9 protein-coding genes are annotated in these 15,310 nt (G+C 45.3%); 5 read left to right on the top strand and 4 right to left on the bottom strand.

Annotated features, from left to right (window positions below):
• The first annotated feature begins 6 nt into the window (after positions 1–6).
• From BLR32_RS11080 to BLR32_RS11070, 3 genes are read left to right on the top strand one after another with little or no spacing between them, the layout of a single operon-like run.
• On the top strand, positions 7–3,600 hold the full coding sequence (locus BLR32_RS11080; RefSeq protein WP_089831565.1) for a hypothetical protein: 3,594 nt from the start codon (positions 7–9) through the stop codon (positions 3,598–3,600).
• Positions 3,601–3,620: 20 nt separating this feature from the next.
• Positions 3,621–5,477 (top strand): Kelch repeat-containing protein, encoded by a 1,857-nt coding sequence (locus tag BLR32_RS11075; RefSeq protein ID WP_089831563.1) that lies wholly within the window; start codon positions 3,621–3,623, stop codon positions 5,475–5,477.
• 50 nt (positions 5,478–5,527) lie between these two features.
• Positions 5,528–7,549, top strand: a complete 2,022-nt coding sequence (locus BLR32_RS11070; protein ID WP_089831561.1) for an outer membrane protein assembly factor BamB family protein — start codon at positions 5,528–5,530, stop codon at positions 7,547–7,549.
• A 248-nt stretch (positions 7,550–7,797) separates the two neighbouring features.
• Here the strand turns inward: BLR32_RS11070 and BLR32_RS11065 are convergent, their stop codons facing one another.
• Positions 7,798–9,258 (bottom strand): T9SS type A sorting domain-containing protein, encoded by a 1,461-nt coding sequence (locus tag BLR32_RS11065; protein ID WP_089831559.1) that lies wholly within the window; start codon positions 9,256–9,258, stop codon positions 7,798–7,800.
• 224 nt (positions 9,259–9,482) lie between these two features.
• Complete coding sequence (locus BLR32_RS11060) at positions 9,483–11,348, bottom strand: helix-turn-helix transcriptional regulator (RefSeq protein ID WP_089831557.1); 1,866 nt, start codon at positions 11,346–11,348, stop codon at positions 9,483–9,485.
• Between the two features lie 296 nt (positions 11,349–11,644).
• Between BLR32_RS11060 and BLR32_RS11055 the strand changes: the two genes are divergently transcribed.
• The gene (locus BLR32_RS11055; protein WP_089831554.1) at positions 11,645–12,619 is read left to right on the top strand and encodes a hypothetical protein; all 975 of its coding nucleotides are present in this window, start codon (positions 11,645–11,647) and stop codon (positions 12,617–12,619) included.
• Entirely contained in the window at positions 12,600–13,283 is a 684-nt protein-coding gene (locus BLR32_RS11050) for a hypothetical protein (protein ID WP_143011435.1), read from the top strand. The genes BLR32_RS11055 and BLR32_RS11050 overlap by 20 nt, the downstream gene beginning before the upstream one ends.
• A gap of 250 nt (positions 13,284–13,533) precedes the next feature.
• On the opposite strand, the gene BLR32_RS11040 is transcribed toward BLR32_RS11050, so the two are convergent.
• Together BLR32_RS11040 and BLR32_RS11035 are read right to left on the bottom strand one after the other, a co-directional pair.
• The gene (locus BLR32_RS11040; RefSeq protein WP_089831549.1) at positions 13,534–14,283 is read right to left on the bottom strand and encodes an SDR family NAD(P)-dependent oxidoreductase; all 750 of its coding nucleotides are present in this window, start codon (positions 14,281–14,283) and stop codon (positions 13,534–13,536) included.
• Positions 14,284–14,341: 58 nt separating this feature from the next.
• Positions 14,342–15,076, bottom strand: coding sequence for an SDR family NAD(P)-dependent oxidoreductase (locus BLR32_RS11035; protein ID WP_089831547.1), 735 nt, complete (start codon positions 15,074–15,076; stop codon positions 14,342–14,344).
• Between the last annotated feature and the right edge of the window lie 234 nt (positions 15,077–15,310).

The raw sequence follows: 15,310 nt of genomic DNA, 5'->3' as shown, positions 1-15,310 counted from the left end.
TTGGTCATGAGTGAGAAAATATTAGTGCCGGTAAAAATAGAAGCGCTTATTGTAGACAAAAACACAGCTAAAGATACCGCCTACAACTGGAAGAACTTTTATATAGATTATGACGGCCTCTATACCCGTCTGGGCAGCTTTCTTGAACCTGGCGATCTGAAAGAGCTCAGGCAGGGAGGCTTTTGTGAAAAAGGCATTCACCTGCACTGGGCGCTGCCTGCCGCTCTTACCAATGGTATACAGAAGGATGGAAAAGCCCTGTTTCCCGCTGTACCCAACAGATGGCTGGTGATCAGAACGCATCTTGTAAATAATCAGCCTGTCATCAAAAAATGGTTGCTGGAAAGTGATTACATCGGGGATTTTATATCAAATAAAAGTCCCTGGGCGGTACAAAATCCGGATGGTAGTTATTCCACTTCACATAATATAGGCAAGGCTACCGTACTTGAGAACTGGACGGTTGAACAGCCCCGTAGCACTACTCCGCTGACAGCAATGGCGCCGGGTAATGCCAGCTTTGCCGGTATTTATCAGTATTGCCGCAATGTGTTTGGCTTGTGGGATGACTTAGCTGGTATGGATACCACCGCAACTTCATTTTCTTACCTGGTAACAGGCTGGTATTCTGATTCTGCTATTGAGCCCCTCACGAACAGCGATGCGCTTATCATCAACAGCATTAAAAGCAAGTGGGCGTTACCTGGTAACGCAACGGCGAACTTTCCTGATTCTATCATGTGTCATGGTTTCATACACAGTGTGAACTGGGACCCCGCAAAAACTTACGGACTACCGGTCAGCAGTGCCGTTGTGAATACCGGCGTAGGGATGACTGCCATCGAAGCTAAAAGTGCACAGTTGTCCAGGCAAACCGGCGCTGCCGAGAAATTGCTTAGCGGCTATTTCTATGATATCCTTAAAGATACCGTAGATGCTACAGAAATGGATGTCCAGATAGACAGTCACGCATACACTGCTTATGATGGCGGTTCGCTATGGGAGATCAAACATGTGGAAAAGGATGCCAGCGATAAAGAAGGAAAAGAATCAATACCCGTCTTCCCTGAACCTGATGCTAATCCTGGTATTTCAGCAGCATTTAAAAAGATCAATACCGAACAACAGGCAGCAGACAGGCTTATACAGAAGAAGACATCTTTGATGCTCGAATTCAGGGCTTTGACCGATAAAATGATCATGGCTGATACAGATGGTGATCAGGCATTGCTGGCAAGTCTGACTACCCGCCGTGACCTTTTAAAAAATGATATAGATGTAATTAGTACGGCCATCACGCAACACAAAGCTGCTGTAACTGCACAACAGGCCATTATTAACCAGATGCCTGCCTTTATTGGGGTAGGAGGCAAGGCGCCACTGTTTGAACTTGTAGAGAAGAAAATGCCGCGTTACTGGCAGCCAAACGATCCTTCCCTGCTGTTTTCTGGTCCTGGGGTAACCACATCATCAAAATATAAAAATCCCGGCAAAGGCGATAAACTGCCATGTCGAACAGCGCCTGAGATCATTGCAGGCATGATATTGAACGATAATGCTGCAGGTGAGCGTACTATCTCCGCAGTTAATATTACCCTTGGACTTAAAGAACTGGGTTCGCTAAAAAACAATATAAGCCTCATCAGCCAGCTTTACTATGAGGCCATCCTGTTTGATCCATCATGGACGACGGTGTGGGCACAGCAATATTATAAGGATAATCCTGGTAATAACGTCAACATCCAGGCACTGGCAGCATATCTCAAAAATATGCTGTTGCTTACGGCAGGAGCAGCGACTGATAAATTTAAAGCGGTGGTACTTCGTGGAGGCACACCCATCAGGCCACAGAGCTGGAGCCTTGATACGCTTTCCCAACTGTTCTTAACACGGGGCATCCAGCGCTGGCAACATCCCTGGACACCTTTATACCTGATCTGGTATGTTAAGTTCATCCCCTCTTACACTGTTGAAAACGGACAATGGCAATTCAGGCAACAGGACTGGCAATGGGAGAATAAACAATACAAATACAAAGGCGCTGCTCCTGATACAACAAAAGCGATCGAGTATGCAGGAAAAGTATTGCTTACTGATATGGTGAATAATCTATTGCAGCAAAGGCTACCTGAAAACGTACCTGCGGGCGCGCATCTCTCGCAGGCACTTGCTTCATTTTCAGATTCCCTGCTGATGCGGGGCCATACGATACATATACCGCTGCTCCGGAATCCGGCAGATACAGATTGGGTAATTATGCCGGATAACAGTCTGGATAATTACATCTCCAGAGAAGCCTACTTTTTTCCCGATGTACATGCAAAATCGGGGCAGGTTCCTAACTTTTTTCCTCTCCGGGCAGGGCACCTGCGGTTTACGCGGCTGTGGATGGTCGACGCTTTCGGACAGGTAAAAAAGATCATTGATACTGATAGCGGCGGCAATATTATTCAGAAAGGGCGTTTGCACATCGCGGAGCACCTGAACCAGTTGAACAATGGTGTTCAGATAACGCTCTCGCCCCGGGTCATACAGCCTGCCAGACTCTTATTCAGGTGGTGTACAGCGCAGCCCGGACCATTGGAAGAAAGCAGCAGTGATCCTGCTACAAACCCTGTTTGCGGCTGGCTGCTGCCCGATCACCTGGACCAGTCGCTGGATATATATACCACCAACGGTATAAAATGTGGCGCACTGAAAATGGTAACTATTGAAGGAAGGGTACAATTGCAATGGAGCAATCCACCAGGCGCTCCCAATGATCAGACGCCGGAAACGGCTATCAGCAACGGCTACCTGCTGGACTTTGTAAAGGGGCTGCTCGGCTTCCGTGACAATAATGGTCAACCTGCCGGAGGTGCCGCATTACGGTCCCTGTTTGAGCTTTGCAATCGTACAGCTCTTTTCCTTTCTACCTCCGGAGGGCAACAGGCACCTGGTATTGCAGGGTTAATGGGACAACCAGTGGCCCTTGTAAGAGCAGGATTACAACTGGAATTACAGGGACTGCCTGCCCAGCCACAACATTATGAGCATAGCATTACTGAAGATACCAAAGTACAGCCGCCCGGTCTGGCAAACCTGCAATTTCCCATAGCCTTAGGCGATAGCCGTAACAACAAAGATGGATTGATAGGCTATTTTAAAGACACAGGAAAAGGCTTTGAAGAAATGCATATTCCTTATGGAATGCCTAAACCTGCCAGCGGGTATTTCACCAGTGATGATATACAGCTATCATTTGCCGCAGCGAGCGACCGGCAGGGTATTACGCTACTGATGGACCCCAGAGGAGGGGTGCAGGCAAATGCTGGGATACTGCCGGCTAAATTCATTGATCTGCCGGCAAGTTACACGGATGGTTTGAAGCACATGGAACTGGACATGCTTACAGCGCCGTTCTTAGGTACATCGACGGAACCCTTTATACCACTTGGCGCAGAACCCGACCGCCAGTGGGTATTAAAACAGCAAACAACAACAGGCGGGTGGCAGGAAACAAATATGGACAATCAAACGCAATTACAAACAGGCTCTCTTAACGGACAAGTTATACAGGAAGGCTATCTGTCACTATTGCCCACAACCAATAACCAATAACATTTAATCCCAATAATATTATGCCCCAATTCAGTTTAATCATAATTGACAATACGATTTCAAACACGAGTGCAGATGTAAGTTTTGCTGTTACGTGTGACGATCCACCCAGTAGCGCGTTGATTAAGCATATAGACGTGGATCTGCTGATGCTGGCGGACATTGTGGAGTGGAGTGGTGTAAAGCCGGCCATTACGACGCCTTTGAACGCGAACTCCTCTCACAGCAGCGTAGGGCCTATTGGCGGACTGTCTGCCGGTCAGATCAGGTTTAGCTTTGATGTACCAATCAGCCTTACAGATTATAATAACCGGATCGAGTTCTGCATCAATGACCTATACAAGAAAGAAGATCAGCAGTTTCCGCCATCTGCAGAAATCGCCTTTAAATTGAAAAACAAATTTAACGTGCTGATTGCGGGTACTTACATTCCCGAAACCATATTTGTGTCTGAGAAGAAGCCTGTTATTAACAGTTTCAGGATCAATCCTTCTATTATCAGGCCAGGCAATGATATCACCATTACATACGAGACGATCGATGCCAGTACCTGTGAATTGAAAGACAGCCTGGGAAAAACTATGCACTTTCAAACCGTTACAGATCAAACAAAGCCCTTCAGCTTCAGTAGCAATTTTGGGCTGGGCAGTCCGGGATCATCCCCATGTCCACCCTTTTATCTGCACGCCAGGAATGGCGCAATGGAAGCCCTTGAGAATACAGTGGCTGATGTTATTACAACCGATACTCCTGCATGGTTCGTATTGGATAATTTTACCTGGGAGGTGAGAACAGAGGTAGACGGCAATGTAATCTATGTCATGGAGCAGTATACCTTGCTCGACCTTGTGTTAAATGAATCTGATGATAATATGTGGGCGATTATGCAGAAAAAGACAGATCCTGCTGCACCACCATCCGTTTGGAAGTCAGGCGATGGTATGAGCTGGAGACCACATTTTATCACAGTTATAAATAGCAATGGTGATAGGGTACCTGTGATGCTGACGATTCCCCCTGAACTCGCTCATTGTCCCTGTCTGCATTTCGGAGACGAAGAACTGTACTTTGTAGGTGGCAGTAAAGCAGACATCAGCGTGTGTAAAAATACGATCTCGAAAATCAATCTCCACACGGGATTCCGCGAGGATTTACTGCCTGCGGCGATGAAGCCACGTTGTATGCATGCATGTGTAGTCTATCCTGATGCAAATGGTAACGACAACATATGGGTGATTGGCGGGGCAGATAAAAATGGTAACGGGCTGAATGATGTATGGCGCTTTGATGGTATCAATTGGATAGCAGTACCTACAGATATTACATTCCCTAAACGTTGCCAGTTTGCTGTCACCGTGCAAACTGACATCGATAAGAACAAAAGCATCTGGATTGGTGGAGGGGCTGCCAGATATAATGGCAGCACGCTCAATGATCTATGGGTATACAGATCGTCGTCCGGCTGGAAGAAAGTCAGGAACAGTAATGGTACAGCCGATCTTTCTTATGGCGAAGACTGGCTTGCAGGCGCCTCTATCTGTTATTTAAGGACAAACAAAAATAGCAATACCGACCCCGGTGGTACCTACCGCTACATCATATCAAGCGACATCAGTGGCAGTGAGAGTGACAGCGAGAGTGAAAGGAAGTTAACATCCAGATGGATAAAGGGCATTGATACAGGCAATAATTACTATACATGGACCCCGATCACTAACGTCACAAAGCCGGAGTTCCCGGCTATATTCGAGAGCGTACGTAGTTTTGCTACGGCCACAATTGGATTCAATGGATGTGTATGGACGGTCATATTTGCCTATATATCAAAGGGCAATATCGCTGTATCCAAACTTTACTATTCATGCCCCGAACCATGAGAAATCTGTAGACACAGACAAAGCTTTATCTACCCCAAAAATAACTGAAAATGAAAATAAGCTTCATAAACTTCAGACGTATCTTGTCCGCCGGCGTGCAGGCCAGTCTGATAATGATGATCGTACTACTGGCTACATCAGGTGTAGTTGCGCAGTACTATAACGATACCAGAACAGCGGTAATCCTTCCAAACAAAACAGAAACACAGCGGCCAGTTGATGGCGCTGTCAGTACGGATACCAAAACGTTTTGCAGTGACGATAATTACTTCTATATCTCATCTTCTACTGCAGGCAGGAAAGTCAATCATGACTACTCCGCTTATCTGCAATTCAGTCTGGCTTCCATACCAGAAGGCGCTATTATTGACACAGTGGATCTACTGATCTATCTGAAAAATGTAAAGAATACATCCTCCGTTTTTGAACAGGGAGTAAACCTGTATGAGCTCAGTGCCGCAAGGAATAACCAGGTGATAAACATCGCAGACGCCTCCAGTATCGCCCTGAGCCTGGTAGCCAAAACCGACACCGCTCAGGCCATACACCTGCGACCTGATATCACAAACGCAGCTACCTGGGTATCAGAGCGGAAGGGTAACTTCTACTGCATGCTTGCAGCAGAAGAGGCAGAGACATACCGCTACTATACAGAAAGGTCTAACTATATGTCCAGGCAACCGAAACTGCTTGTTTCTTACCACATGCCCTTTAGTCAGGTCAGGAAGAAAAGCTGGCCGCAATACAAATATGACGCGCAGCACACCGCTATGCTGGGCTGGCAATCCAATGCTATAGCAACGGGGTTTAAACTAAACAATGTATTTAGTCCTGTGGATGCCAATTACATTAAATCCGATCCTTTGCTGAATGACGACAAGCTTGTAATGGCTTATCAGGCATCAGGGTCTACCTGGTCCAGGCTCCGTACATTGTCTCAGCAGGGCAACCTGTTGGCAGAAACTACGACGGACGTCATAGGATTGGTGAAATATGGACCGATAGCAGACAGGAAAAGCAATATTTATTGCATAGGTGGAAGTACCGGCGGAACATTGAATGTACTGAATCCCGATAACCTGCAGGTGATGTTCACAAAGCAACTCGAAAATAACGCACAGGCAACTGCGCCTCCTGTTATCGGGTTCGATGGGTGTATTTACGTCTCAACGGATAAAGGGTTTTATGCCTATACACCGCAGCCGGAATGCAAGCTTAAATGGAGCTATACATTGGTCACAAATAGGTTCGGCACAGCAGCACTGAATGAAGCAGAACAGATTGTCTATGTCTACGACGGTGCTAATGGAAAGATTGTTGCATTGAACAGTGCTGATGGTAGTCTAAAATGGGATGCAAATATTGGAGGCACTTTTACAACGGACATCCCCGTTCCTTCGGTAAAAAATGACAGACTTTGTGTTACCAATAACCAGAGAAAGGGGAACAGATTTTATATCATGAATGCTAACAATGGTCGTATCATCGATAGCGTTACAACAGGTATTGATAATATAATTTCACAACCTGTAATAGGAACTGATAAGGTCTTTATCATTAATAACGGTCGATTAGAAGCCTATGCTTTGTCAGACGGTACCAAACAATCTACCGCAGCTATTACAGGGCTCAATCCGGCCAGTGCACTGGTGATGGATGCCAATGACAATGTCTATGTGTTAAACACAGAGGCGGGAAAGCAGTCTCTGACAATGGTAGCTCCAGGGGCAACCACTTTCCCTGCAATACCAATTAGCGATGCCAGTGGTTACCTCACTGGTAACCGGTTAATCATAGCACCCAATGGCAGTTTGTTTACCGGCAACGACAATCACCTGTACAGCATTCTTCCAACCGGGTTTAACGTCAAAAACGACATTACTATTCCCTTCGATAATGCCAGTGATTTCAAAAGTGAATACCTGTATAGATCAGAAGGAATGATCCGGGTGTCAGGGAAAACGTTGATGACTAACCAGAATGTAGTGATACATGCAGGGAAGGGAATTGGTTTTCAACCTGGATTTAGGGTGCAGGCGGAGGCGACACTTAGCTGCAGATCGGGGTTTTAGGTGAGCAGACTTAGAATAACTTTCAGATTGATGCTGATAATAATCGATCTGGTCCGTAGATAGACTACGAGGATGTAAAATGAATGAGCATCCTGGGAATTGCTTAAATGACTACCTGGCTTCATCAGGTACCCGAATGAAAAGAGCCTGTATCATACTCTTGATACAGGCTCCGTTGTTTAACAAAGTCAATAACGCTGTTAAAACTCCTCTCATGAGATACCAGCGGATATAACCGCATATTGTTTTTACTCCAGTATAACAACCTGCTTAGCTTCCCATTGCTTACCAGTAAAGATATGTAAGATGTAACTACCTGGTAAGATCCCGCTAAGATCCATCGTAGCCTTGTGGGTACCGCTTCCAAATTTCGCAACCTTTATGATATTTCCATTCTGCGCTATTATCCTGACTTCCCTGATCTCTTGTGTTGATGTTGTTAATTTGGATGTTTTGTTTGTCTGTGGCTGATCTGCCGATATAGACAGTATTCCTTTTGCCGGATTGGGGGAGATTGTGAAATTGCTAACGCTCTCCCGATCTCTGCAACCGCCCGTTCTTGTAACGCTGTTGCTTGGCCCTGAAGTGCCACATTGATTGGTAATGGTACAATAGACTGTTGCACTTGTCCTGCAGGGAAAATACCTACGGTAAGTATTACTGCTGGAGGTTTCTGTTAATGTGCTGCTCACATACCAGTTATATGTGGCATCGCTTACTGCCGTGGCGGTAAACTGGTACTCAGATGGCTCGTCGGGACCGGAAATGAGGGTAGAAGTAAGCGTAGGCGACGCAGGAGCTGCGTTGGCGACCTTCAACTCCCTCGAAGCAACAGGGGTATTACATCCGCTGGCATATATAGCGCTCACATAAAGTGTGGCAGCTACACCATTCAGTGTACTGGAGAATGCCGTTACTGTTACGGAAGGTGTGGTTGTTGATAAGGGCGCACTGGCACTGCTGTAGGAACCTCCGTTTATTTTCAGCACATTGGCTGGTACGGTATACCACTGGTAGGCAACAGGAGCTGGCGATATCGGATTTACCGCTACCGTAGCGGGCGAAGTGCTACAAATGCCTGTGGGGCTGGTAGCAGTAAATGTTAGTGCTGCTAAAGGATTGGACCTCGTTACGCTAAACATATCCGTATTCTGAGGATAAGCAGAACAGGCATTATTATAAGTAAAAGCAGTCACTGTGCCCGGGTTGGCATTATTAATATTGTAACTAATACTGGAGTTTCCAGGACCACTGGGGCCTGCGGCAACCGGCCAGCCAGCGTTATTCGCCCAGGTAATATTCTGATCGGCCTGTGGCTGTGGCATCTGAAAGGTACGTGCGCCCTGGAAAGTGCAGGGTACGTCTATTACTCCCCTGATGAAAGGGTCATGCTGACCTATTGCAACGACATCCAGCGTGGTTGTACCTAAGCCTGTTAAAGTACAAGTATAATCAGCGAATATTTTAAACGACCTTTCGCTAGTGCCTTTGGGAAAGGTAATGTCTACGAAGGTGCTTCCCCACGTTCCTATCGTAGCACCAATAACCTCCCATTTCGAAACACCGCAGTTGGTGCCGCTGAACGTGTAACGGTATTTTACACCACCGCATACAGTAGTAGGACCGCTGATGCTTTGTGCCCGTAAAGAAGATTGAAAAATTCCTAACGCCAGTAGGATTAAAAATGAGTAACGAACAATAGGTTTCATAGTGGGTTCACATTTAAGGGTACTTAAGGGTTACAATTATCACTCAAATTAAAGGAAAATAAATTTAATGCGCGCATTAAATTTATCCCAAATGGAAATTTTATTCCGGTTGAGCGACTGAAAAATCATCCCCCCAGTACGCTATAGCCTGAAAGGTTTGATGTGGTTTACTTTAATCGCCTAAAAGCAGAAATGTCATACAAATTTGATTACAATACAACGCACTAAGACTCAAGCTTGCGAACATTTTCCTTTAACCCCTGCAAAAACGCATTCAGATCATCATCTTTCTCCAATCCCAATTTCTGCTTGATCCTATAGCGGCTCATCCTGACACTTTTGGCTTCCACATGCATTAACTGGGCAATCTGCCTTGTATCCATCTGAAGATAGAGATAAGCACAGAGTTTAAGATCGAGTAAAGTAAGCTTTCGCTGTGCTTTCTCATTCAATAACTGGAAGAAGTCGGCATGTACCTGCTGGATCTGTAATTTGGTCTTATCAAAATCACTATCGAGGACCATTTCTTCTTTCAGCATCTTCTTTATATTCACGTCATCTCCGCCTGACAGTTTATCTTTCAGGTTGTGCAGCACCTGATTTTTATGTTCCAGCTGCAGCGCATTCGCCATTACTTCTTTTTTCAGTTGCTGTTGCTGTATCTCCAGCAGTTGCTGTTCTGCTTTCAGTCGTGCCTGTTCTTCCTTTTCCAGCTTCAGCTGTAACTCTGAATCCTGCTTCTCCAGTTGTAATTGTTTTTCACGTTGCAATGAGTAGCGTAATCTGAAATGATAGGAACGGAACATAAACAATAGGAAAAGGGCAAAGACGACAGCGACACAGGTGTACAAAAAGTTTTTCTGTTGCCGGTTTTTCTCGCGCTCTTTCAGAAAGCGTACTTCATTATTGGCCTTTTCTGTTTGATATTCTATTTCCAGTTTTTGTGCCTTCAGTGCCTTTTGCTGGTCAAAATTCCTGTTGCTATATTCAGTTACAAGCTGCTGAAACTTGTAGGCTTTCTTATAGTCCTGCCGGCTTTCGTAGAAATCGGCCAGGCCTTTTGTCACATTGATCATGGTATAGTAATAGGGAGGCTGTTGGGTCAGCATCACCTCATAGGCTTCCAGCAGATAGCGTTCTACCTCCGTATACCTGGCATCCCTTCTGGCATATTCGCTCAAAATACCCAGGCTGCTCGCGATCACTTCCTGGCTATTGGGGGCATCTTTTAACACTGTCCTGGCTTTATTTGCATAATAAATGCCCTGCGTCTGTGCTTTGCTGTCGTCCGGAGCAGCAAACCTCAGATAATAACTGGCGGCGTTAATACAGCTGATGGCGTAGGCAAAGTTGTTCACCTGACCTGGATAGCGTGTATAGAGGTCAAGTGATTTATTAAGATAATATAAGATACTGTCAAGTGTTGCCTTGTCGTGATTTTCTTCATACTTGTATTCATGCGCTGTTGACATCGCATTGTAACAATTGCTCAGGAGCGTATAATCGGTGGTTTTTAAAGCATTTTCCAGGGCTAAGCTGGCATATTGGTATACTTTACCGCCATTGTTCCAGTTGGAATGAATCGCGTACAACTGATAATAGATCTTGGCAGCGATATAGGCGTCGGGATGCTTCTCCTGTATCGTCAGTGCCATCTGACAGTACTTCATCGAAGAGTCAGGATGTTCGAGCGCTTTATAAAATAATGCCTGTCCGTAGTAAGCATAAGCCATTGCAACAGGGTTATCAGTCCTCTTTGCTGTTAGGAGTAGCGTATCGGTCAACTGTTTGGTCTGATCAAGCTCCTGTGCGCCGATTTTACTATTTAATAGCAGCAGATAGGCTTTGGTCGCATCAGTATAATTCTTATTACGTGAAGCGATTACAATACTCTTCCGGGCGGCCTCGATTGCTTTCTTATATTCTTTATTGACCCGGTAGAACTCGGCCAGCTGGTTTAACAAGATGGGCTTCTCCTGCTCGCTTAAGTTTGGGCGGTCTATAACTGATTGCAGACTATCAGACAGCCTTGTTTGGGCAAAACTGGCTGACCAGGTCAGACAGATAAGTAGCGACAATAAGGATTTCATGCTACAATTTACTATAAATCGACCAGACAGGAGTTAAAACCGTCTACAATAATGTGCCTTGTGAGACGTGTATTTTATTCTATATCAATAAGATGAATAAATTTGTAGACGTTTTGTAGACACACTTCTGCCAGATAGTAGATATTCGGTAGGAGACCGGTATTTGCTGTTAAAAGAACACCTGCTCACCTTTGTGCCAGTAATAATGCCACCATTAAACTATCATACTATTAGCTGATCGTTTTACCCCCGGTTAGCAGAATGCAGGCATTAGGTAACGAGACAAACATATCATTATGATAAAACCGGCCTTCGGTATTTCTTTCTGGTCCTTGTATACACTTGGCTTTACGGTGGTACTGCCGACTTTCCTGTATTATACCGAGAGTGCGGAGGAGCCGCCACAAGACAGCGCTACGATTGCTTTTTTGTACCTGGGCCTTGGTGTGGTCACCTGGCTGGTTGCTATCGGGCTATATCTTCGTTTTTTTATTAAACTGGTATTTACTGATAAGTATCGTCTGGAGAGAACAGCCAGAGAAGGTACTACCATTACGGCAGAAATTATCCGCAAAACGCAGGTCGGCGTGATACACGACGCTGTGACGCTCGACCTCAGACTCGCATTCAGGAACCTGGCAGGGACTCCTGTAGAGATCTCCTACGAATTGAACGATAGTAGGCCGTACGAAAGACGTTTTGAAGCGGGCAACATGATTGATATGAGCGCTGGTCTGAATGGAGGAGAAGCTGTATTTGTTCCGAAAGCACTACAGGTATCGAGGAACAGGGGCATCGTAATACTGTATTCATTCATTCTGCTCCTACTGTTAGCAGCCGCTATTGTTTATCCCGTTTTTGCATATATGCAGGAAAGTCAGGGAACTGGCTGGCGTTTTTTGCGACTGTCACATCCATGGATTTCTGTACCCCTCATAAACATCGGCGTTGGTGCATTGATATTAGTGTTTTTGGGCTTTATCGGTAAGGCGTCCGGCGAGACAGACAAACCGCTCCGGATGATCATGTACGGTATTAAGACCACTGGTACCGTCCTGAGCTATCAACAGACAGGCATGTACATTAATGAACAGCCGCAGGTACGATTTGAAATTGAATATACTGACCAAACGGGGTACAGGCGTACAACAGTCTGTAAAAAGATAGTCTCACTACTTGATATTCATAAACTCGATAATGGACCTAAAGAGATCATGTATCTTCCTGATAAACCGGAGAAAATTGTATTTTATGATGACCTCACGTTATAGCACATTTGTCATCCTGCTGGGTGTCATTTTTATGACCTCATGTAAGGAGCTGCGAAAAAGTATTGATGAAACCCTGCATCCGGTGGCGCAGAGGAAAACTGCCCCAACTGATAGTAATAGTGCTTCATCGTCTATTACGTTTTCATCGTCAAGCGTATTTTCATCCAGTTCTGAGCAGAACTTCAACAGCATTTTCGAAAGTGGTGCAATGCTTGACAGCATTCAACAGGCGCTATATAATATGCCTGGTCTTAAAGGGAAAAAACTGTTCTTCCTGGCAGGCCTTTACTTTTATGATTACCGGGGAGGCATGATATCTGTCGACCTCCAGGATCCGAATAACCCTGAAAATGTAGATACCTATACCTACAGCAATGGTGAATGGGAAATACAAAAGCCGGTGAAGATCATCAGTAACCCCCATTTTCCCCTTAAAATGCTTTTAATGCCATTGGACGAAATAAAGTTCAGCACAGCAAAGAAAGTCTATGATATTGCATGGGAGAAGACAAAAGCAATCGAAGGGGTGGAACGTACGCAACATGTCTACTTCAGCCAGATCAAAGCGGTACATGTAAAGGAGTGGTATGTGATGATACGTACCGCCAGACGCGACTACCGTATTACTTTTGATGTAGATGGGAATTTCCGGGGGATGCGTTGATCTTCGGGAGATTCCCATCTACATCAGGGTAATCGCATATTCCTTCCTGCCAATATATCCTGGTAAGCGCCTCCAATCTCCAAAATTCAATGAATTTGCTACTCAGGGTGTCACGGATACTGCGCAGACATGGAATCAAGCAATTACAGAGAAAAAGCATGCAGGCGAACAGATAACAAGGTTGAATATTGTCTTTGTAAAAGCGGATGAAGTGCTGCAATCGCCACTTCACCCGCTTTTTGTTTTTACATTATAACTGCGTTAATCCGCCATCAACTGGAATATCGGCTCCTGTTGTAAAACTGCTGTCTGAAGAGGCCAGGAACAGGATCGCATTCGCTACTTCGTCTGCCTCACCCATCCTGCCCATAGGCGTCATTTCTGAAAACGTCTTTCTCATGGCGTCAGAATTTTCCTTTGTCCCGAACTGCAGGTCAATAATAGGTGTTTCGATAGGCCCGGGACTCACGGTGTTGACCCTGATTTTGCGTGGCATAAGGTCTGTCGCCCATGTTCTCACATAAGATCTTTCCGCCGCTTTTGTGGCGGAGTAAGTGGGATAAATGGCGATGCCTTTTTGATGCGCCCCTGATGAAACCACTACAATAGCACCTCCGTCTTTAAGAATAGGGAGCGCCTTTTGCACTGTGAAGAAAGACCCTCTTGCGTTCGTGTTAAATGTCTTGTCAAAGTGTTCCGGTGTTACGGCAGCGGTAGGAACTACTTCTACAAATGCGGCGTTGGCGACTACGATATCAAGATGCCCTTTTTCTTTTTTTATCACGGCATACAGATGGTCAAGGTCATCCAGATTGGCGATGTCGCCTTGTATTGTTGTCACATTGCTACCGATTTCTTTTGCAGCTTTGTCCAGTTCGGCCTGACGCCGGCCTGTAATAAATACATAAGCACCCTCTTCTACGAATTTTTTGGCTGTGGCCAAACCGATACCGCTGCTGCCACCGGTAATAACGGCAACTTTATCTACTAATTTTTTCATTGTCTTTTGTTTGAATAATTTGTCAATGGAAATACTATGAACTGTTCCGTGGTGTACGTTATATCTGCGCTGCACCGCCGTCAACATACAGCTCTGTACCGGCGATATAGCTGGAATCGTCTGACGCCAGGAATAAGGCTGCTTTGGCAATTTCTTCGGGCTTACCCATTCTTTCCAGTGGAACTGATTTCGCAAGTCCGTCCAATACTTCCTGGGAAAAACCGGCGAATACATTGGTGTCTGTGTGTCCAGGTGCGATGACATTTACCCTGATCTTACGAGCTTGCAGGTCTACAGTCCATGTTCTTGCCAGCGATCGGATGGCAGCTTTACTGGCACTATAAACGCCCATTCCCGGAAAGGCTTTTATGCCTGCTATCGAACCCGTCATAATGATCGAACCGCCATCTGTCAGCAAGGGAAGCGCTTTTTGAACCGTGAATATGGTTCCCTTAACGTTTACGTCGAAAGTTTTTTGGTATATTTCTTCTGTAACAGTACCAATAGGAACGCCAAAATCACCTATCCCTGCACTAACATACAATACGTCGATCCTTCCTTTCTCTTTCTCAACTGTGTCAATCAATCTGTCGAGGTCTTCCAGTTTTCCGGAATCGGCCTGAACACCGGTAACATTGTGTCCGATTGTTTTAACGGCTTCGTCCAGTTCTTTTTTCCTACGGCCTGTGATAAAAACATATGCGCCTTCAGCAACAAATAATTGTGCTGTTGCAAGTGCCAATCCGCTGGTAGCTCCGGTTATCACTGCTACTTTGTTCTCTAACTTCTTCATCTTAATTTTCTTTTTGATTAGTTGATAACACAAAACTCTTCCAAACGGGAGCCTTTAAAAATCAACTATCGGAAGAAATAAGCGTAAACTAGTTTAACTTTTTTGCATGGGGCTGTAAATAGCGACGCCCGATTTCTCCCGGCTTTATTGTCAATATGTAAACAGACAAAAAAAAGAAGTAATGGTATTAAAGTTTCGTCATACATGATAGGAGTTACCTGGAATCACAACATT

This window comes from Chitinophaga filiformis (assembly GCF_900102545.1).
Taxonomy (GTDB): domain Bacteria; phylum Bacteroidota; class Bacteroidia; order Chitinophagales; family Chitinophagaceae; genus Chitinophaga; species Chitinophaga filiformis.
Note: the sequence above shows the minus strand (reverse complement) of the source record. Positions and strands in the feature narration are given on the sequence as shown.